Genomic DNA, 19,094 nt, shown 5'->3' with positions numbered 1-19,094 from the left:
GACCCTTTTCATCAGTAGGAAGTAGCGTCATCCGATGTGGGTGACTGACGACTCCACTGTATGAAGTGAGGGTGCCGGCAAGACTTACAGCTTGATTACAAACCTGTAATGCAATCGCTGTCGGTAGCGTTTACAAGCAGCGAGGTGATCCGTAGATTGCATCGGGCCGATTATTTATTACAGCCCACGAGGAAGCCACGCAGTGTCCATCCGAGGTTCAGCCGTATTCAAGCGCCATTACCGTGCCTTTCTGTTTGATATGGATGGGACGTTGCTCAACTCCATCGCCGCCGCCGAGCGGGTATGGAGCATTTGGGCCGAACGCCACGGCCTGAATGTGGCGGCGTTCTTGAAGACCATTCACGGTGCCCGCGCGATCGATACCATCACGCGCCAGGCATTGCCCGGCGTCGATCCCGAGGTGGAGGCGCAATGGATTACCGAGGCTGAGCTCAATGATGTCGAGGGTGTTGTCGCGATTCCCGGTGCCGTCGATTTTCTGAACAGCCTGCCGGGCGACCAATGGGCGCTGGTCACGTCGGCACCCAGGGAACTGGCGTTGCGTCGACTGCAAGCGGCGGGCATTGCGCCGCCGGCGGTGCTGGTGACGGCAGAAGACGTTGCCATCGGCAAGCCGAACCCCGCGTGTTACGTGCTGGGCGCGCAACGCCTGGGCGTGCCGGTGCAGGAGTGCCTGGTGTTTGAAGATGCGGCGGTGGGTATTCGTGCGGGGGAGGCCGCCGGGGCGGACGTAATGGTGGTGACGTCGACGCATCACACGCCGATGGAGACCGAGCATCCTACGATTGCCGGGTACGCACACCTGAACGTACAGCGCGACGCGCAAGGCTTGTTGTGCGTGCAGAACCGAGCGGGCTGATACAAGAAGGCCGAGTTCCTTATCGGTCTCGGCCTTGTTCGGCGTTGGCTGGGGTGGTGGGCTGCATTCGATCATTGCGCATGCCCTGGCGTGACATCACCATTTCCCTGAGGATCTCATTGGCCAGCCGAGCAATGGCTTCCGGCCCGCGATAATGCGCGCGCACGATTCCCGTAATTGCGAAGTGGTCGGTTTCCGGGCCGCTGAGTACGGCTGAAAGGGTCCCGTCGGCGTGCAGGGTGCAGGTCACTTTGTAGCTTGGCAGGCGGGCTGCCAGAGCAGATTCGATTTGGGATTTACTCAGGGTATCCATCTGTATCGGCGCCTTTGACTGGTCATGCATGTCCAAGCATAGGTCCTGCTGTGGCGCTGTAAATACCGGTTATCTGATAGCGAAACGCGTGGCATCAGCGTGCCGCTCGCTGGCTCAATCGACGCAGCACAGCTTTCTGGATAGGTTGGAGACAGAATAGGAACAGGTACCCGCAAAGCAGCAGCGCCAGGTCCAGCCAGGAATGGTCGGTAGCCTCAGCGCCCTCTATTGCATACCTCAAGCCATAAGCCAGCCCCATGAAGACCAGGCCTATCAATAAGGCGATCATCCATGACCTGTAGGCAAGTGGCGGTGTGGTCTTAGGCCTCATCAACGTGCTCCTGAATGCACACGGATAGCTGAGTGTCAGTCAAGAGATTCGGCCGTGTATGAAACAACAAGTTCCAGGCGTGAAGACAGTTTCATCTTTCCATGAAGATGTACTGGGGGAGCGTCCGTCACGCAACAACGACAAGAACAGTCTGAAGGAGTTTTCGCCAGCCGTTACCGTGAACGAAAGGGCTGGCTACTGAGGGGGCTTCAAGGTGTCTGGTTTTTGTCCGGAGCAGTCAAGCCAGCCTGGATACGCTGGTAGATTTCCTCGCGATGCACGGCAACATCCTTGGGTGCGTTGATGCCGATTCGTACTTGCTGGCCGCTGACGCCCAGGATGGTGATCGTGATGTCATCACCGATGTTTATGCTTTCACCAACTTTGCGGGTGAGTATAAGCATGGACTTCTCCTTGATTACTTTTAAGGACACATGTTTCAGACAGGGCAGGTGTCGGATGTGTGTAGCTTACTGCTAAGCGCTTCCCTGTGACTGCCTCTTTTAGGACGCATAGAGGCGACATTAATTCCCATGGCGGCATCATACAGGTCTGCGATACATGATTCGCATTGTTTAAGCCAACGTTTATGACGGCCAGAATAGACAGTGAATGATAAAGTCGCCTCTTTATCTTTGAAGGAGCAGGGCAGTGCGTAAAGTAGCGATGGCAATTGCGGTGTTGGCATTGGCCGGTTGCGGTGAAGGCAAAAGCGTCGATGCGCCCAAGGCCAAGCCTGCCGTGACTGAAAGCCAGCCTCAAACCGGCGCAATTGCCGCCCAGGAATGGGATATCCGGGTAGGCCCGCCCGACCACAAGCTGCAGGCAATCACCGACCTCACGGCCTGGTTGCTGGAACATGGTTTCAATTTTTATATCGTGAAGATGGACGGCAAGGATGAAGTCCTGCTGGGACCGTTCGCATCCAAGGCGGAGGCCGAGGCCAAGCAGACGCTGCTTAACGAGAAGATGGCCCGGGCGAAGAAAACTGACACGGTGTCAGAGATCATTGAGCACAAGGCCGCCCAGTAATAGCCTGGCGGGGCGCGAGCCCCGCACACATTCAACCGCAGGCTTTAAGGTTCACCGGGCCGACAAATTCATTGCCGCGCCCCATCACACACGCCACGGTCTGGTTGCGCTGGCGTTCCCAGGCCTGCACCGGGTAGGTCTTGTTCCAGGCTTCGTACAACTGGCGATCCTGTTTTGACAGGCGCAAGCCGTACTGCTTGCTCATGTAGAAATACGTGCGGGCGATCATTCCCCGGATGGATGGGCGTGGCATCACCTTCTTGGCTTTGAAGTCCACCTGGGTCAGGCATGAGCCGTACTGCCCGCGTTGCACCGGCAGCCAGCCAAAACTGAAGTTGTTACGGTCCCCGTTGACCTCGCCGATGCTCGGCACCAGGTTGTGCAGGTCGGCTTCGGCACGCTTGAACACATCATCGTGGCGCGTGCAGTTCTTGCGCCCGCCATCTTGCCAGCACTGGCGCTGATGCCCGATCTGCCAGGCCGGTACAATGTGCTCCCATTCAATGCGCGCAGCGCGGTTGGCGTTTTTGCGCGGGATGTAGCCGCAGGCTTTCAAGTCCACGCGGTTGCCGGTGTATTTGCAGCCGCAATAGAACTCGGTGGATTGCGGGGCGTAGAGCTTCCAGGCAACTTTCTTGGCTTCGCTGAACGTTCGGGGTGCCTGGGCGTGGGCGGTAACGGCAAAAAACAGGCAGCACACAGCGATAAAACGGACGCTCATTAAATCAATCTTCCTTCGGTACAACCCAGAAAATCTGCACACCGCCGTCGTCCCGATAGGCGAGGGTGACGTTATCGTTCTCCGCGATTTCTTCCAGCAAACGCGCCCACTCATCCTCTGGTTCATCCGGCAAACGGAAGATCAAGGCTGCCTTGGCTTTCTGGGCATGGGTCGAGTTGATGATCTTTTGCACGCGGATGGCCAGGCGTTCATAGGCATCGGGCGGGGTTGGCACTGCGGAAGAGGACTTTGCCACGGAGTATTCCTTAATAAGCTGTACGCACATACAGTATTTAACTGTAGGCAATTTCGCAACTGCTTAAACTTCAGGAAGTTCGTCTGACAGCAATTCAGGCAATTTTGTAGGGGCGGGGGAGGGGAGTTGTAGGTGCAAGCGTGCTCGCGAGAGGCTTGAGGGCGATGGGTTAAACCAGACGCGCCGCATCATCGTTAACGACCTTCGCGAGCAAGCTCGCACCTACGGGGAAAAACTAGGGATCAATATTCCCAGAAAATCCGTTGCAGCTCTTTGCTGTCCTGGGTCTTGGTCATGGCGACCATGGCCAGGATGCGTGCTTTCTGCGGGTTCAGGTCAAGTGCAGCGACCCAATCGTATTTGTCGTCAGGCTGTTCGGCGTTGCGCAGGACCATACCGCCGGCATTCACGTGGGAAGAGCGAATGATCTGTACGCCTTGCTTACGCAGTTCCACCAGGGCAGGTACGACTTTGGAGGACACGGAGCCGTTGCCGGTACCAGCGTGGATGATGGCTTTGGCGCCGGCTTGAGCCAGGGCCTTGTAGGCGGTGTCGCTTACGTTGCCGTAGCCATAGGCGATCTCGACATCCGGCAGGCTCTTGATGTTCTTGATATCGAATTCCGAATCCATGGTGTGACGCTTGGCAGGCAGGCGGAACCAGTAGGATTTGCCTTCAACCACCATGCCCAGTGGGCCCCATGGGCTCTTGAACGCTTCGGTCTTGATATTGATCATCTTGCTGACGTCGCGACCCGACTGGATCTCGTCGTTCATGGTGACCAGCACGCCCTTGCCGCGTGCATCCTTGCTGCCGGCCACTGCCACAGCGTTGTACAGGTTGAGCATGCCGTCAGCCGACATGGCGGTGCCTGGGCGCATGGAACCGACCACCACGATCGGCTTATCGGTCTTCTCCACCAGGTTCAGGAAGTAGGCAGTTTCTTCCAGGGTGTCGGTGCCGTGGGTGATCACGATGCCGTCCACATCCTTGCTGTCGGCCAGTTCGGCGACGCGGCGACCCAGTTGCAGCAGGTTTTCATTGTTGATGCTTTCGGACGCAATTTGCATCACTTGCTCGCCACGCACATTGGCGATCTGGCTAAGCTCAGGAACACCGGCGATCAATTGCTCGATGCCGACTTTGGCGGCCTGGTAGGTGGCACTGTTGGCCGCGCTGGCGCCAGCGCCGGCAATGGTGCCGCCCGTGGCAAGGATCACGACGTTGGACAGTTTAGTCTTGGTTTCAGCTTCCTTTGCCTGGGCAGCAAGGGGGAACAGCAGCAGGAGGGCTAACGCGCCCGGAACAAAAGTCTTCAGTGCAGATTTCATTATTTTTCTCTCTGGTTTTTGATGAGTGCTGTAGCAGGTTCATCTAGAACACCCGGGCGGTTCTGAATGCCACGAGGTGATGGAGTAGAGCAGGATCTATACCAGGCTGATCGTATTCGCGGTTAGAAAATAAATTACTGATTTATAACAAGTTATATTGTTTTTTGTGGGTGGTCGGTCGTGCAGGTGTCCGGCTTTCCGAACATTTGGCTGTATTGTGTTCGGATGTCCGAAAAAAGTGGCGCCAGGGGCTTGGAGATTGGCCGAGTGACACGGCGTTGCCTGTCGTTTTAGAGAACGACCGGCAGGGGGGAATGTTTAATACGCCACTTTGCCAGACGAGGGGGAGGGTTGGATAGCGTGGATGAAAGGCTGTTTTCAACCGTTGACAAATCTCGACAAGGTTCTCATAGTTTGACTAACGCAAACGTTTGCGAGATGTTTCACGGAACACGCCTGGAGTATCGTGACAGCTCGTATCAGCCACCCGGGTGGGAAGGCTGCCGAAGCGCTCTTCGGTGCAAGCGTTGCTCACAATAATCATAAGATCGGAGTGAACCCATGAAGCTGCCATTTGCTGGACGTCTTCTTGCTGTCGCTGTGCTTGCCGCCGCATCCGCTGCCCTGCCTCTCTCCTCTGCATTTGCTGATGATGCCGCCAAACCCAAGGTCGGCCTGGTCATGAAATCCCTCGCCAACGAATTCTTTGTCACCATGCAAGACGGTGCCAAGAAGTACCAGAAAGAACACGCCGCCGATTTCGACATGATCACTAACGGGATCAAGAACGAAACCGATACCAGCGCACAGATCGACATCGTCAACCAGATGATCCTCGCCAAGGTCAACGCCATCGTCATCGCACCTGCCGACTCCAAGGCGCTGGTCACCGTGCTGAAGAAAGCCTCGGACGCCGGCATCAAGGTCGTCAACATCGACAACCGCCTGGATCCGGACGTGCTCAAGAGCAAGAACCTCGATATTCCGTTCGTAGGCCCGGACAACCGCAAAGGCTCCAAGCTGGTGGGCGACTACCTGGCCAAGCAACTGGCCTCGGGTGACAAGGTTGGCATCATCGAAGGTGTGCCGACGACCACCAACGCCCAGCAACGTACCGCAGGTTACAAGGATGCGATGGACGCTGCCGGCATGAAGATCGTTTCCACTCAGTCCGGCAACTGGGAAATCGACCAGGGCCAGAAAGTGGCATCCGCCATGCTGAGCGAGTACCCGGACCTCAAGGCGCTGTTGGCCGGTAACGACAACATGGCCCTGGGCGCGGTCTCCGCCGTGCGTGCGGCCGGCAAGGCTGGCAAGGTGCTGGTCGTAGGCTACGACAACATCGAAGCCATCAAGCCGATGCTGCAGGACGGCCGTGTACTGGCGACCGCCGACCAGGCGGCTGCCCAGCAAGCCGTGTTCGGTATCCAGAATGCGCTCAAGCTGGTCAAGGGTGAGAAAGTCGATGCCAAAGATGGCGTGATCGAAACCCCGGTCGAACTCGTCCTCAAGAAGTAATCCTGGCAGCACCCAACAGCGCCCGCTCGTCCTGAGCGGGCGCCTGGAGATTTTCCTATGTCATCTTCCGCCCCGAACGCTGTCCTCTCGGTCAGCGGTATCGGCAAGACCTATGCCCAGCCGGTTCTGTCCGACATCACCCTGACGCTCAATCGCGGGGAAGTGCTGGCGCTGACCGGTGAGAACGGTGCAGGCAAAAGTACCTTGTCGAAGATCATCGGCGGGCTGGTCACACCGACCACCGGGCACATGCAGTTCAATGGCCAGGATTTCCGCCCTGGCAGCCGCACCCAGGCCGAAGAGCTGGGCGTGCGCATGGTCATGCAGGAGCTCAACCTGCTGCCGACCCTGACCGTCGCCGAGAACCTGTTCCTGGACAACCTGCCCAGCCACTGTGGCTGGATTAGCCGAAAGCAACTGCGCAAGGCCGCGATCGAGGCCATGGCCCAGGTCGGTCTGGACGCCATCGACCCCGATACGCTGGTTGGCAGCCTGGGTATTGGTCACCAGCAGATGGTCGAAATCGCCCGCAACCTGATCGGCGATTGTCACGTACTGATCCTCGACGAACCCACGGCCATGCTCACGGCGCGTGAAGTCGAGATGCTGTTTGAACAAATCACCCGCCTGCAGGCCCGGGGCGTGGCGATCATTTATATTTCGCACCGGCTGGAAGAGCTGGCCCGTGTTGCCCAACGTATTGCGGTACTGCGTGACGGCAAGCTGGTCTGTGTCGAGCCGATGGCCAACTACAACAGCGAGCAACTGGTCACCTTGATGGTCGGTCGCGAGCTGGGCGAACACATCGACCTGGGCCCGCGTTCCATTGGTGGTCCAGCCCTGACGGTAAAAGGCCTGACTCGCTCGGACAAGGTCCGCGATGTGTCCTTCGAGGTGCGCGCGGGCGAGATCTACGGTATCTCCGGCCTGATCGGTGCGGGGCGTACTGAGTTGTTGCGGCTGATCTTTGGTGCCGACCTGGCCGACAGCGGCACTGTGGCGCTTGGTTCGCCAGCCCAGGTCGTGAGCATCCGCTCGCCCGTGGACGCGGTAGGCCATGGCATTGCCCTGATCACCGAAGACCGCAAGGGTGAAGGCCTGTTGCTGACCCAGTCCATCAGCGCCAACATTGCCCTGGGTAATATGCCGGAGATCTCCGGCGGTGGCGTGGTCAACAGCCGCGACGAAACCGCCCTGGCCAAGCGTCAGATCGACGCCATGCGCATCCGCAGTTCCAGTCCGGCGCAGTTGGTTTCCGAATTGTCCGGCGGCAACCAGCAGAAGGTGGTGATTGGCCGCTGGCTGGAGCGCGACTGCTCGGTGATGCTGTTCGATGAGCCAACCCGCGGCATCGACGTGGGTGCCAAGTTCGATATTTATGCCTTGCTGGGCGAGTTGACCCGCCAGGGCAAAGCGCTGGTGGTGGTGTCCAGTGATCTGCGTGAACTCATGCTGATCTGCGACCGCATCGGTGTGTTGTCCGCCGGGCGCTTGATCGAGACGTTCGAGCGCGACAGCTGGACCCAAGACGAATTGCTCGCCGCCGCCTTCGCCGGCTATCAGAAACGTGATGCGCTGCTCAACGACGCAGTGCTTAGGGATACCCCATGAAAACCACAACTTCCCCCGGCAAGACTGGCGGCAACTTCTACGGCCTGGGCACCTACCTGGGCTTGGCGGGTGCTTTGCTGGCGATGATTGCGCTGTTCTCGGTGCTCAGCGATCACTTCTTGTCCTATGACACCTTCAGCACCCTCGCCAACCAGATACCGGACTTGATGGTGCTGGCGGTGGGCATGACCTTCATCCTGATCATCGGCGGAATCGACCTGTCGGTGGGCTCGGTGCTGGCACTGGCGGCGTCGGCGGTCAGCGTAGCGATTCTCGGCTGGGGCTGGAGCGTATTGCCGGCGGCCGTGCTGGGCATGGGCTGCGCGGCATTGGCCGGTACCATCACCGGCTCGATCACCGTGGCTTGGCGCATTCCGTCGTTTATCGTGTCCCTGGGCGTGCTGGAAATGGCCCGTGGCGTGGCGTACCAAATGACCGGCTCGCGTACCGCTTACATCGGTGATTCGTTTGCCTGGCTGTCCAACCCGATTGCCTTTGGTATCTCGCCGTCATTCATCATCGCCTTGCTGGTGATCATCGCCGCGCAGCTGGTATTGACCCGCACTGTGTTTGGTCGTTACCTGATTGGTATCGGCACCAACGAAGAGGCCGTGCGCTTGGCCGGGATCAATCCCAAGCCCTACAAGATCCTGGTGTTCAGCCTCATGGGCCTGCTGGCCGGTGTGGCCGCGCTGTTCCAGATCTCGCGCCTGGAAGCGGCGGACCCGAACGCCGGTTCCGGCCTGGAACTGCAAGTGATTGCAGCCGTGGTGATCGGCGGCACCAGCCTGATGGGCGGGCGCGGCTCGGTGATCAGTACCTTTTTTGGTGTGTTGATTATTTCGGTATTGGCGGCTGGCCTGGCGCAGATCGGTGCCACGGAACCCACGAAACGCATCATCACGGGTGCCGTGATCGTGATCGCCGTGGTCCTCGATACCTACCGCAGCCAGCGCGCCAGTCGGCGAGGCTGAACCATGGCAACGATCAAGGATGTGGCAGCGCTTGCAGGTATTTCCTACACGACGGTGTCCCATGTGGTGAACAAGACGCGCCCGGTCAGTGAACCGGTGCGCATCAAGGTTGAGGCGGCGATCAAGCAACTCGACTACGTGCCCAGTGCCGTCGCGCGTTCGCTCAAGGCCAAGACCACGGCCACCATCGGTCTGCTGGTGCCCAACAGCCTCAACCCGTATTTTGCGGAACTGGCCCGCGGCATCGAGGATTACTGCGAGCGTAACGGTTACTGCGTGATCCTCTGCAACTCCGACGACAACGCTGAAAAGCAGCGCAGCTATTTGCGCGTATTGCTGGAAAAGCGCATCGACGGCTTGATCGTGACCTCGGTCGGCGGCGACGACAGCGGCCTTGCCGCTGGGTTGAGCGCGGTACGCACGCCCATGGTGATCGTCGACCGGGCGCTGGATGGTATTGATGTGGACCTGGTGCGTATCGATCACGAGGAGGGCGCCTACCTGGCGACCCGGCACTTGCTCGAACTCGGTCATCGCGACATTGCTTGCATCGGCGGCCCTGCCCATACCCGTGTCGCGCAAATGCGTCTGGCGGGGTATCACCGCGCATTACGCGAGGCGGGCGTGGAAGTGGCGGCCAATCGCATCCAGGAAAGCGACTTCACCAGCACCGGCGGGTATGCCGCCGCGGTGCAGCTGCTGGCGCACAACCCGCCGAGTGCCATTTTTGCCAGCAACGACATGATTGGTTTCGGTGTGTTGCGCGCCGCAGCAGAGCGCAATATCCGTGTGCCGGGCGAGCTCTCGGTGATCGGTTTCGATGACATTCAAATGGGCCGTTACGTCTACCCGGCGTTGACCACGGTCGGGCAGTCGATCGTGCAGTTGGGCGAGACGGCGGCCGAACTTTTACTGCGAAGAATTGCGACACCCCAACTGCCGATCGATCAACGCATCGTGACGCCGAGCATCGTATTGCGTGAGTCGACGGCGCCTGTCGCCGGTACGTTCGCCCAATACCGCTGAACCGAATTGATGAGTACTGATGTATGCCAGCAAAAGTAGTGGTAGTAGGCAGCTTGAACATGGACCTGGTGACTCGCGCGAGCCGGTTGCCGCGTGCCGGTGAAACCTTGATCGGGCAGACGTTCTCCACCGTGCCCGGCGGCAAGGGCGCGAACCAGGCGGTAGCCTCCGCACGCCTGGGTGCCGATGTGTCGATGATTGGCTGTGTCGGTACCGATGCCTACGGCACCCAATTGCGTGACGCGTTGACGGTGGAGGGCATCGATTGCCAGGCCGTCAGTACCGTGGACGGTTCCAGTGGCGTGGCCCTGATCGTGGTCGATGACAGCAGCCAGAACGCGATTGTGATTGTGGCAGGCAGTAATGGCGAACTGACGCCTGCCTCGTTGCAGGCGTTTGACGCGGTGCTGCAAGCGGCTGACGTGATCGTTTGCCAGTTGGAAGTGCCGATGAATACGGTGGGCTACGCCCTCAAGCGCGGTCGTGAGCTGGGCAAGACGGTGATCCTCAACCCGGCACCGGCCAGCGCACCGTTGCCGGCTGAGTGGTATGCCTCGATCGACTACCTGATCCCCAATGAAAGCGAGGCCACCGCACTGAGTGGCGTGACGGTCGACTCCATTGACAGCGCCAAGGCGGCGGCGACCCAACTGATCCAGGCGGGCGCCGGCAAAGTCATCATCACCCTGGGGGCTCAAGGCGCGTTGTTCACTGACGGCCAGGTCTTTGAGCACCTGCTGGCGCCAAAGGTCAAGGCGGTCGACACCACGGCCGCGGGCGACACCTTCGTCGGCGGCTTTGCGGCGGCACTGGCCAATGGCAAAAGCGAGGCCGAGGCCATCCGTTTTGGCCAGGTCGCGGCGGCGCTGTCGGTCACCCGTGCCGGCGCGCAACCCTCTATTCCAACGCTGCACGACGTACAAGGTTTTGTGCCCTCATGAAAAAGACACCTCTGCTCAATATCGCCCTGTCGCGTGTCATCGCCTCGCTTGGGCATGGTGACATCCTGGTGATCGGCGACGCTGGCCTGCCAGTCCCGCCGGGCGTCGAATTGATCGACCTGGCGTTGACCCAGGGTATCCCGGACTTCATCAGCACCTTGCGTATCGTACTCAGCGAAATGCAGGTGGAGCGCCATGTGCTGGCAGAAGAGATCCTGCTCAAGCAACCACCGGCGCTGGCCGAGCTCAATACGCTCACAGAGCAGGCGGCCCTCGGTGAGCGGCGTCTGGTCAGTCATGAGGAGTTCAAGCAGCTCAGCCACAAGGCACGCGCCGTGGTGCGCACCGGCGAATGCCAGCCTTACTGCAATATCGCGCTGGTGTCCGGCGTAACGTTCTAGCGTTCTCAACGACAAGGAGTGTTTTATGCAATATGGTCTTCCCACCCTGAAAAACCTGTTCCGGAGTGTTCTGCTTTTGTCCGCACTCACTGCTGCAAGCGCCCAGGCGGCGGAAAAAATCGACCTGATCATCGACACCGACCCAGGCGCCGATGATGTGGTGGCGCTGCTGTTTGCCATGGCCTCTCCGGAGGAACTGAACATTCGTGCGCTGACCACCGTCGCCGGCAACGTGCGCCTGGACAAGACTTCCCGCAATGCACGCCTGGCCCGCGAGTGGGCAGGGCGCGAGGACATCCCGGTGTACGCGGGGGCGCCGGCGCCACTGCTGCGCACGCCGATCTATGCCGATAATATCCATGGCAAGGAAGGTATTTCCGGCGTCACCGTGCATGAGCCGAAAAAGGGCTTGGCTGAAGGTAATGCCGTTGATTACCTGATCAAGACCCTCACCACCGCCAAGCCTCACAGCATCACTATCGCCATGCTCGGTCCGCAGACCAACCTGGCGCTGGCGCTGACCCAGGCACCGGAAATCACCCAGGGCATCAAGGAAGTGGTGGTGATGGGCGGCGCGCACTTCAATGGCGGCAATATCACACCGGTGGCGGAGTTCAACCTGTTCGCAGACCCGGTTGCGGCTGAGATTGTGCTCAAGAGCGGTGTCAAGCTGACCTACCTGCCGCTGGACGTGACCCACAAGGTACTGACCAGCGAAGCCCGCCTGAAAAAGATCGCCGACCTCAAGAACAACGCAAGCAAGGTTGTTGGCGATATCCTCAATGAATACGTCAAGGGCGACATGGAGCACTACGGTATTCCAGGCGGTCCTGTGCATGACGCTACCGTCGTTGCTTACCTGCTCAAGCCATCGCTGTTCAGCGGCCGTGAAGTCAACGTGGTGGTGGACAGCCGTGAAGGCCCGACCTTCGGCCAGACGATCGTCGACTGGTACGATGGCCTGAAACAACCGAAGAATGCGTTCTGGGTAGAAAACGGTGATGCCCAAGGCTTCTTCGATCTGCTGACCGAGCGCCTGGCGCGCCTGAAGTAACGTGTTGACCGGTCGGCGTTCGCCGGCCGGTTCTTATTCGCGCTCGGGGTCGTGTGCGCCCATGTGATCGGCCGGATATTTCTCGAATATCTGGCCGATGAACGCTTGTGCCGCTTGTGTACCTAGCTCCTTGACCAGCAGGTCGATACCAATGATCGCCAATTCCTCTGGGCTTCCAGGGCTGTAGGAGCTCTGTCCTTGGGGCCACTTGGCTTTGATGTCGGCTTGGAGCGTTACGGTGGTCATGACTGTCTCACGGGGCTGGAAGTACTGGGCAATGCGCTGGAACGCGGTTCTTACCAGCCCAGTTAACCATTTTGTATCGGGTTTGGCACTGATACTTAGGCATGAGGCGATTCGGAATGACGGCGGCGCTGTGCGACACTGTCCGCCTGTTTAATTGCCGGGGAACACCACGTGCAGATCGACTTGAACAACCCCGAGAACCTGACGCTGGCGAATGTGCGCCAGCTTCTCGCCAGTGCCAGTGACGACGAACATGCCCAACTGCGGGTGACCAAGGCCGGGATCGCCTACATCTCCTCAGGGAGGGTCGTGGGTGGCGTGGACATCGACGGGCTGCTGTTTCGCCTGGAGACCTGGGCCAAGGGGTCCGGGTACGTAGGCAATGTGGCCGCCAGCGACGAAGTCTGGGTGACGCAGATTTTCAATGCGCTGAAGGAAAACTGGCCGAAGCCGGCGTTCGACTACATCGACATCTACTGAATACATTCATATCTGGTCACGATTGACCGGGCGAATGCCTGCCGAGAGTCAGGCAGACTTGCCAAGCGGCGGTTTACGTCTTGAAACCAATCCGCCCAATCGCTGTCGCACGATCTCTGTCCATTTTTTATCATAGGAGGCTTCATGCCTTGGAAGCTCGCATCATTCGGTACTTTGTTGGCAGCACTCGCGTTGGCGGGTTGCAGCACCCCGGGTGCCTCTGAGCCAGCCAAAGACGCCGCCGTGGCCGATGCCGGTCATAGCCGCTGTGAGTCGAAGGCCGCCGAATTCACGATCGGCCAGAAAGCTTCGCCCCAGTTGCTGGAGCAGGCACGCACCCGTGCCGGTGCGCAGAACGCACGCATCCTCAAGCCCAACGACATGATTACCCTGGAATACCGCTCCGACCGCCTGAACCTGAACACCGATGACAACCTGGTGATCACGCGGGTCAACTGCGGCTAAGTCATTCAAGGCTTTTGCAGTGCCCATAAAAAACCCCGTCACATGGACGGGGTTTTTTTAGCTCAGCGGAGAATTACTCGCCGCGAACCTGTGCAGCTTGCATACCCTTTTGGCCTTTCTCAGCCACGAAGGAAACGGTCTGGCCTTCTTTCAGGCTTTTGAAACCGTCACTTTCGATAGCTTTGAAGTGTACGAACAGGTCGTCACCGCCACCTTGAGGAGTGATGAAGCCGAAGCCTTTTTCATCGTTGAACCATTTAACGGTGCCGGTTTGGCGATTAGACATGGTGTATCTCCAAGAAACATATATTTTCAGTAGTGCTGTGCTGCTCAGGCCAACTGGGCACACCGGGCTATCATAGTCGAAATGTTCGGCTTGGGAGCCCCCCCAAGGCATTGTTTGCTAATCAATAGCGTTGCGTTTAGTACCGTTTTCGGCTGGAAGCCCCGATCTACGGGGCTTTGGCTCGAAATATCAACTGGTAAAAAAAGCCGTAAAAGCTGCGTAATTTGTGAGAAATGGCAGTTTTCGGGCTGTTTTACCCGTGAAAAAGCCGTGTGATCAGTGGCAGATCTTACTTTTTCTTCACGACTTTGCAGGACGAAATAGCCGCGACAGCTTTGTTTTTAAGCTCCGGGCTGGCGTTCTGGTTGGTCATGAGCTCTTTGATTTCGGCGGTGCTCAATTCAGCGTTGATCTTGTCGGCGCCACATTCGCAGTGGGCTTTGGCAGTTTTGACGTCTACGTTCTGGCTGGCAGCTGCGCTGCAATCGCTGACGAAGCTGTCGCGAGCACCGGCTGGCCAGTTCGACGGGGCTGCTGCCTGGGCGCCGAGGGAAAGGAGGGTCAGGGAAGCGGCGAGAGCGAGGGTAGAGGTAAAACGCATCATGAGGATGCTCCTTTGGGTCGAGGACGAACGGCGATTCTCAGTGGGTTTGAGGCATTGCGTACAGCTCAAGTTCACTTTTGCAGCTATAAAGGCCGGATTTTGTCGTTACGCAAGATAGCAGCGCCGCGATGACCGTTCATCTGTGCTAGCATCTTGCGCTTGGCTATCTCCAGGCGTGCCAATTGCCGCCTTGCCAGGTTCTTTTTAGCTCACTCCAGTCACTCTGGTTCGATTATCGGTTGGCCGAAAGGCTCCTGCCGCTGTAAGGCAGGCGTTCATCACTGAACGGCCTGGTGTTGGATCTTGTACTGGCTCATCCCAACCCACGTGACCTTTGGTAGGGGTCACCACTAGGAGAGGAGGCGCCATGCCAACTATTACTCTTCCCGACGGCAGTCAACGTTCATTCGATCATTCGGTTTCCGTAGCCGAGGTCGCCGCATCCATTGGTGCAGGCCTGGCCAAGGCCACCGTGGCCGGCAAGGTCGACGGCAAGCTCGTCGACGCCAGCGACCTGATCACCAGCGACGCCAGCCTGCAAATCATCACGCCCAAGGATCAAGAGGGGCTGGAGATCATTCGCCACTCTTGCGCGCACCTGATTGGCCATGCGGTCAAGCAGCTGTACCCCACCGCGAAGATGGTAATCGGCCCGGTCATTGAAGAAGGCTTCTATTACGACATCGCCTACGAGCGTCCTTTTACCCCGGACGACCTGGCTGCCATTGAGCAGCGCATGCACGCGCTGATCGAAAAAGATTACGACGTGATCAAGAAAGTCACGCCGCGCGCCGAAGTGATCGACGTGTTCACCGCCCGTGGCGAAGACTACAAGCTGCGCCTGGTGGAAGACATGCCGGACGAGCAGGCCATGGGCCTGTACTACCACGAAGAATACGTCGACATGTGCCGTGGCCCGCACGTGCCGAACACGCGCTTCCTCAAATCGTTCAAGCTGACCAAGCTGTCCGGTGCCTACTGGCGTGGCGATGCGAAAAACGAGCAACTGCAGCGAATCTACGGCACTGCGTGGGCTGACAAGAAGCAGCTGGCGGCCTACATCCAGCGTATCGAAGAAGCTGAAAAACGCGACCACCGCAAGATCGGCAAGCGCCTGAACCTGTTCCATCTCCAGGAAGAAGCACCGGGCATGGTGTTCTGGCACCCGAACGGCTGGACCCTGTACCAAGTGCTCGAGCAGTACATGCGCAAGGTTCAGCGCGAAAACGGCTACCTGGAGATAAAGACGCCTCAGGTCGTTGACCGCAGCCTGTGGGAGAAATCCGGGCACTGGGCCAACTACGCCGACAACATGTTCACCACCCAGTCGGAAAACCGCGACTACGCCATCAAGCCGATGAACTGCCCATGCCACGTGCAGGTGTTCAACCAAGGCCTGAAGAGCTACCGCGAGTTGCCAATGCGCCTGGCCGAGTTCGGTGCCTGTCACCGTAACGAACCATCGGGTGCGCTGCACGGCATCATGCGCGTGCGTGGCTTCACCCAGGACGACGCCCACATCTTCTGCACCGAAGAGCAGATGCAGGCTGAATCCGCCGCGTTCATCAAGCTGACCATGGATGTTTACCGCGATTTCGGCTTTACCGAAGTCGAAATGAAACTGTCCACTCGTCCGGAAAAACGCGTCGGCTCCGACGAGCTGTGGGACCGCGCCGAAGCTGCACTGGCTGCAGCGCTGGACAGTGCGGGGCTTGCGTACGACCTGCAACCGGGTGAGGGCGCGTTCTACGGTCCGAAGATCGAGTTCTCGTTGAAAGATTGCCTTGGCCGCGTCTGGCAGTGTGGTACCCTGCAGCTCGATTTTAACCTGCCGATCCGTCTGGGAGCCGAATACGTCTCCGAAGACAACAGCCGTAAACACCCGGTTATGCTGCACCGGGCGATCCTCGGCTCGTTCGAACGGTTCGTCGGGATCCTGATCGAGCACTACGAGGGTGCATTCCCTGCGTGGCTGGCTCCGACCCAGGCAGTGATCATGAATATCACTGATAAACAGGCAGATTTTGCCGCTGAAGTTGAAAAAACACTCAACGAAAGCGGATTTCGTGCCAAGTCCGACTTGAGAAATGAAAAGATCGGCTTTAAAATCCGCGAGCATACTTTGCTCAAGGTTCCCTATCTTTTGGTTATCGGAGATCGGGAAGTCGAGATGCAGACTGTCGCTGTGCGTACTCGTGAAGGTGCTGACCTGGGCTCGATGCCCGTCGCCCAGTTCGCTGAGTTCCTCGCGCAAGCGGTTTCCCGGCGTGGTCGCCCAGATTCGGAGTAATTATTATTAAGCGTGAAATGAGACAAGATAAACGAGCTGCACCGAAAGCCCCGATCAACGAGAATATCTCGGCACGCGAGGTTCGGTTAATTGGCGCTGACGGCGAGCAGATTGGCATCGTCTCGATTGATGAAGCGCTTCGTATCGCTGAAGAGTCCAAATTGGACCTGGTGGAAATCTCCGCCGACGCAGTCCCGCCTGTTTGCCGGGTGATGGACTACGGCAAGTCGATCTTCGAAAAGAAGAAGCAGATTGCTGCGGCGAAGAAGAACCAGAAGCAGATTCAAGTAAAAGAAATCAAGTTTCGTCCAGGGACGGAGGAAGGGGATTACCAGGTAAAACTGCGCAACCTGGTACGTTTCCTGAGTGATGGGGACAGGGCCAAGGTATCCTTGCGATTCCGCGGCCGTGAGATGGCCCACCAGGAGCTGGGGATGGAACTCCTCAAGCGGGTTGAAGCTGACCTGCTCGAGTACGGTTCCGTCGAACAGCATCCTAAGATGGAAGGACGCCAGCTGATCATGGTCATCGCCCCGAAAAAGAAGAAGTAATCAACAGGGCACGGCAGGCCTTCTGATTATGTTTATCAACTGAATGCGGAGTATCCGAACATGCCAAAGATGAAGACTAAAAGTGGTGCTGCTAAGCGGTTTCTGAAAACTGCTAACGGTATCAAGCACAAGCACGCTTTCAAGAGCCACATCCTGACCAAAATGTCGACCAAGCGTAAGCGTCAACTGCGCGGTAGCAGCTTGCTGCATCCGTCTGACGTGGCAAAAGTCGAGCGCATGCTGCGCCTTCGTTAATTTTTGGATCAAGAATAGAGGAAGTAACTCATGGCTCGTGTAAAGCGTGGCGTCATTGCCCGTAAACGTCACAAAAAAATTCTGAAACTTGCTAAAGGCTACTACGGCGCGCGTTCACGCGTATTCCGTGTTGCCAAGCAAGCGGTAATCAAGGCAGGCCAATACGCCTACCGTGACCGTCGTCAGAAAAAACGTCAGTTCCGCGCTCTGTGGATCGCTCGTATCAACGCTGGTGCACGTGTTAACGGTCTGTCCTACAGCCGTTTCATCGCTGGCCTGAAAAAAGCGTCCATCGAGATCGACCGTAAGGTTCTGGCTGATCTGGCAGTGAACGAAAAAGCGGCGTTTGCTGCGATTGTCGAGAAAGCTAAAGCCACCTTGGCTTAAGTACCCCCGACAGTCACCCTGGGTTACGCTGTAGCCCAAGGTGTTAAACGTCATAAATAGGGGAAGAGCCTTCAAGCTCTTCCCCTATTTTGTATCTGGAGTCTGTACATGGAAAACCTGGACGCGCTCGTCGCTCAAGCCCTTGAGGCTGTGCAAAGCGCTGAAGATGTAAATGCCCTGGAGCAAATCCGGGTTCACTACCTTGGCAAAAAAGGTGAATTGACTCAGGTGATGAAGACCCTGGGGAATTTGCCGGCTGAAGAGCGTCCGCAAGTCGGTGCGCTGATCAACGTCGCCAAGGAGCGTGTTACAGAGGTGCTCAATGCGCGCAAGGCGTCGCTCGAGGAGGCCGATCTTGCGGCCAAACTCGCCGCCGAGTCCATTGACGTCACCTTGCCTGGCCGTGGCCAGGCCTCGGGCGGTCTGCATCCGATCACCCGGACTCTGGAACGTATCGAGCAGTTCTTCACCCACATCGGCTACGGCATCGCCGAAGGCCCTGAGGTCGAAGACGACTACCACAACTTCGAGGCGCTCAACATCCCAGGCCATCACCCGGCCCGGTCGATGCACGACACCTTCTATTTCAATGCGAACATGCTGCTGCGCACCCATACCTCGCCGGTACAGGTCCGCACCATGGAAGCGAACAAGCCGCCGATCCGCATCGTCTGCCCAGGCCGTGTGTACCGTAGCGACTCCGATATTACCCACTCGCCGATGTTCCACCAGGTCGAAGGCCTGCTGGTTGATCGCGACATCAACTTCGCCGACCTCAAGGGCACCATCGAAGAATTCCTGCGGGTGTTCTTCGAGAAGGAACTGGCGGTGCGTTTCCGTCCATCGTTCTTCCCGTTCACCGAGCCATCCGCTGAAGTCGACATGGAATGCGTGATGTGCAGCGGTAAAGGCTGCCGCGTCTGCAAACAGACCGGCTGGCTGGAAGTGATGGGCTGCGGCATGGTTCACCCTAACGTGCTGCGCATGTCCGGCATCGATCCGGAAGAGTTCTCGGGCTTTGCCTTCGGCATGGGCGTTGAGCGTCTGGCCATGCTGCGTTACGGCGTGAACGACTTGCGTCTGTTCTTCGACAACGACTTGCGGTTTCTCGCGCAATTTCGCTAGTCGTAACGAATCTTTA

General features: G+C 58.2%; 25 protein-coding genes. 16 read left to right on the top strand and 9 right to left on the bottom strand.

Annotation, left to right across the window (positions count from 1 at the left end):
• Nucleotides 1-202: 202 nt before the first annotated feature.
• Nucleotides 203-880, top strand: a complete 678-nt coding sequence (locus KUA23_RS20255) for an HAD family hydrolase (RefSeq protein WP_078049404.1) — start codon at nucleotides 203-205, stop codon at nucleotides 878-880.
• Between the two features lie 19 nt (nucleotides 881-899).
• On the opposite strand, the gene KUA23_RS20250 is transcribed toward KUA23_RS20255, so the two are convergent.
• The 3 genes from KUA23_RS20250 to csrA form a co-directional block, all read right to left on the bottom strand.
• Nucleotides 900-1,193, bottom strand: coding sequence for a DUF1652 domain-containing protein (locus KUA23_RS20250; protein WP_078049402.1), 294 nt, complete (start codon nucleotides 1,191-1,193; stop codon nucleotides 900-902).
• A gap of 94 nt (nucleotides 1,194-1,287) precedes the next feature.
• Nucleotides 1,288-1,524, bottom strand: a complete 237-nt coding sequence (locus KUA23_RS20245; protein WP_099492562.1) for a hypothetical protein — start codon at nucleotides 1,522-1,524, stop codon at nucleotides 1,288-1,290.
• 209 nt (nucleotides 1,525-1,733) lie between these two features.
• Entirely contained in the window at nucleotides 1,734-1,928 is a 195-nt protein-coding gene (gene csrA / locus KUA23_RS20240) for a carbon storage regulator CsrA (RefSeq protein WP_003192511.1), read from the bottom strand.
• A 262-nt stretch (nucleotides 1,929-2,190) separates the two neighbouring features.
• Between csrA and KUA23_RS20235 the strand changes: the two genes are divergently transcribed.
• Nucleotides 2,191-2,556, top strand: a complete 366-nt coding sequence (locus KUA23_RS20235) for an SPOR domain-containing protein (RefSeq protein WP_032864195.1) — start codon at nucleotides 2,191-2,193, stop codon at nucleotides 2,554-2,556.
• Between the two features lie 31 nt (nucleotides 2,557-2,587).
• Here the strand turns inward: KUA23_RS20235 and KUA23_RS20230 are convergent, their stop codons facing one another.
• From KUA23_RS20230 to KUA23_RS20220, 3 genes are all read right to left on the bottom strand, one after another.
• The gene (locus tag KUA23_RS20230; RefSeq protein ID WP_078049398.1) at nucleotides 2,588-3,277 is read right to left on the bottom strand and encodes an endonuclease; all 690 of its coding nucleotides are present in this window, start codon (nucleotides 3,275-3,277) and stop codon (nucleotides 2,588-2,590) included.
• Between the two features lie 4 nt (nucleotides 3,278-3,281).
• Nucleotides 3,282-3,533, bottom strand: a complete 252-nt coding sequence (locus KUA23_RS20225) for a DUF1654 domain-containing protein (RefSeq protein ID WP_177409445.1) — start codon at nucleotides 3,531-3,533, stop codon at nucleotides 3,282-3,284.
• A gap of 242 nt (nucleotides 3,534-3,775) precedes the next feature.
• Nucleotides 3,776-4,864 (bottom strand): asparaginase, encoded by a 1,089-nt coding sequence (locus KUA23_RS20220; RefSeq protein WP_078049397.1) that lies wholly within the window; start codon nucleotides 4,862-4,864, stop codon nucleotides 3,776-3,778.
• 561 nt (nucleotides 4,865-5,425) lie between these two features.
• Here KUA23_RS20220 and KUA23_RS20215 point away from each other — a divergent pair.
• The 7 genes from KUA23_RS20215 to KUA23_RS20185 are packed head-to-tail and all read left to right on the top strand — an operon-like array spanning nucleotide 5,426 to nucleotide 12,389.
• On the top strand, nucleotides 5,426-6,382 hold the full coding sequence (locus KUA23_RS20215) for a sugar ABC transporter substrate-binding protein (protein WP_099492564.1): 957 nt from the start codon (nucleotides 5,426-5,428) through the stop codon (nucleotides 6,380-6,382).
• 57 nt (nucleotides 6,383-6,439) lie between these two features.
• Nucleotides 6,440-7,993: a sugar ABC transporter ATP-binding protein gene (locus tag KUA23_RS20210; protein ID WP_058426259.1), complete on the top strand. Its 1,554-nt coding sequence runs from the start codon at nucleotides 6,440-6,442 to the stop codon at nucleotides 7,991-7,993.
• Complete coding sequence (locus KUA23_RS20205; protein ID WP_010209107.1) at nucleotides 7,990-8,967, top strand: ABC transporter permease; 978 nt, start codon at nucleotides 7,990-7,992, stop codon at nucleotides 8,965-8,967. Before KUA23_RS20210 ends, KUA23_RS20205 begins: the two co-directional genes overlap by 4 nt.
• Nucleotides 8,968-8,970: 3 nt before the next feature.
• Nucleotides 8,971-9,993, top strand: a complete 1,023-nt coding sequence (locus tag KUA23_RS20200; RefSeq protein ID WP_078049395.1) for a LacI family DNA-binding transcriptional regulator — start codon at nucleotides 8,971-8,973, stop codon at nucleotides 9,991-9,993.
• Nucleotides 9,994-10,016: 23 nt separating this feature from the next.
• The gene (gene rbsK / locus KUA23_RS20195; RefSeq protein WP_214497873.1) at nucleotides 10,017-10,934 is read left to right on the top strand and encodes a ribokinase; all 918 of its coding nucleotides are present in this window, start codon (nucleotides 10,017-10,019) and stop codon (nucleotides 10,932-10,934) included.
• Nucleotides 10,931-11,335, top strand: coding sequence for a D-ribose pyranase (gene rbsD, locus KUA23_RS20190; RefSeq protein WP_078049393.1), 405 nt, complete (start codon nucleotides 10,931-10,933; stop codon nucleotides 11,333-11,335). Before rbsK ends, rbsD begins: the two co-directional genes overlap by 4 nt.
• Nucleotides 11,336-11,360: 25 nt before the next feature.
• On the top strand, nucleotides 11,361-12,389 hold the full coding sequence (locus KUA23_RS20185; RefSeq protein ID WP_252992732.1) for a nucleoside hydrolase: 1,029 nt from the start codon (nucleotides 11,361-11,363) through the stop codon (nucleotides 12,387-12,389).
• A 33-nt stretch (nucleotides 12,390-12,422) separates the two neighbouring features.
• Here KUA23_RS20185 and KUA23_RS20180 read toward each other — a convergent pair whose 3' ends face one another.
• A complete protein-coding gene (locus KUA23_RS20180; RefSeq protein ID WP_010209115.1) occupies nucleotides 12,423-12,635 on the bottom strand; it encodes a hypothetical protein in 213 nt (70 codons plus the stop codon).
• A 171-nt stretch (nucleotides 12,636-12,806) separates the two neighbouring features.
• Between KUA23_RS20180 and KUA23_RS20175 the strand changes: the two genes are divergently transcribed.
• Both KUA23_RS20175 and KUA23_RS20170 read left to right on the top strand, forming a co-directional pair.
• The gene (locus KUA23_RS20175) at nucleotides 12,807-13,115 is read left to right on the top strand and encodes a hypothetical protein (protein ID WP_071492213.1); all 309 of its coding nucleotides are present in this window, start codon (nucleotides 12,807-12,809) and stop codon (nucleotides 13,113-13,115) included.
• A 144-nt stretch (nucleotides 13,116-13,259) separates the two neighbouring features.
• A complete protein-coding gene (locus tag KUA23_RS20170) occupies nucleotides 13,260-13,580 on the top strand; it encodes an I78 family peptidase inhibitor (protein ID WP_025857833.1) in 321 nt (106 codons plus the stop codon).
• Between the two features lie 73 nt (nucleotides 13,581-13,653).
• Here KUA23_RS20170 and KUA23_RS20165 read toward each other — a convergent pair whose 3' ends face one another.
• Both KUA23_RS20165 and KUA23_RS20160 read right to left on the bottom strand, forming a co-directional pair.
• Entirely contained in the window at nucleotides 13,654-13,866 is a 213-nt protein-coding gene (locus KUA23_RS20165; protein ID WP_003234260.1) for a cold-shock protein, read from the bottom strand.
• A 289-nt stretch (nucleotides 13,867-14,155) separates the two neighbouring features.
• A complete protein-coding gene (locus KUA23_RS20160) occupies nucleotides 14,156-14,470 on the bottom strand; it encodes a hypothetical protein (protein WP_016978147.1) in 315 nt (104 codons plus the stop codon).
• A gap of 367 nt (nucleotides 14,471-14,837) precedes the next feature.
• On the opposite strand from KUA23_RS20160, the gene thrS reads away from it, so the two are divergent.
• From thrS to pheS, 5 genes are all read left to right on the top strand, one after another.
• A complete protein-coding gene (gene thrS, locus KUA23_RS20155) occupies nucleotides 14,838-16,760 on the top strand; it encodes a threonine--tRNA ligase (RefSeq protein ID WP_025857830.1) in 1,923 nt (640 codons plus the stop codon).
• Nucleotides 16,760-17,311, top strand: coding sequence for a translation initiation factor IF-3 (infC, locus tag KUA23_RS20150; RefSeq protein WP_169850653.1), 552 nt, complete (start codon nucleotides 16,760-16,762; stop codon nucleotides 17,309-17,311). The genes thrS and infC overlap by 1 nt, the downstream gene beginning before the upstream one ends.
• Before the next feature lie 60 nt (nucleotides 17,312-17,371).
• A complete protein-coding gene (gene rpmI / locus KUA23_RS20145; RefSeq protein WP_002553160.1) occupies nucleotides 17,372-17,566 on the top strand; it encodes a 50S ribosomal protein L35 in 195 nt (64 codons plus the stop codon).
• A gap of 30 nt (nucleotides 17,567-17,596) precedes the next feature.
• Nucleotides 17,597-17,953, top strand: a complete 357-nt coding sequence (gene rplT / locus KUA23_RS20140) for a 50S ribosomal protein L20 (protein ID WP_002553161.1) — start codon at nucleotides 17,597-17,599, stop codon at nucleotides 17,951-17,953.
• A 108-nt stretch (nucleotides 17,954-18,061) separates the two neighbouring features.
• Nucleotides 18,062-19,078, top strand: a complete 1,017-nt coding sequence (pheS, locus tag KUA23_RS20135) for a phenylalanine--tRNA ligase subunit alpha (RefSeq protein ID WP_003192486.1) — start codon at nucleotides 18,062-18,064, stop codon at nucleotides 19,076-19,078.
• Nucleotides 19,079-19,094 lie beyond the last annotated feature (16 nt).

The sequence above is a fragment of the Pseudomonas pergaminensis genome (assembly GCF_024112395.2).
In the GTDB taxonomy this organism is placed as follows: domain Bacteria; phylum Pseudomonadota; class Gammaproteobacteria; order Pseudomonadales; family Pseudomonadaceae; genus Aquipseudomonas; species Aquipseudomonas pergaminensis.
This window is presented reverse-complemented; position numbering and strand designations above follow the sequence as displayed.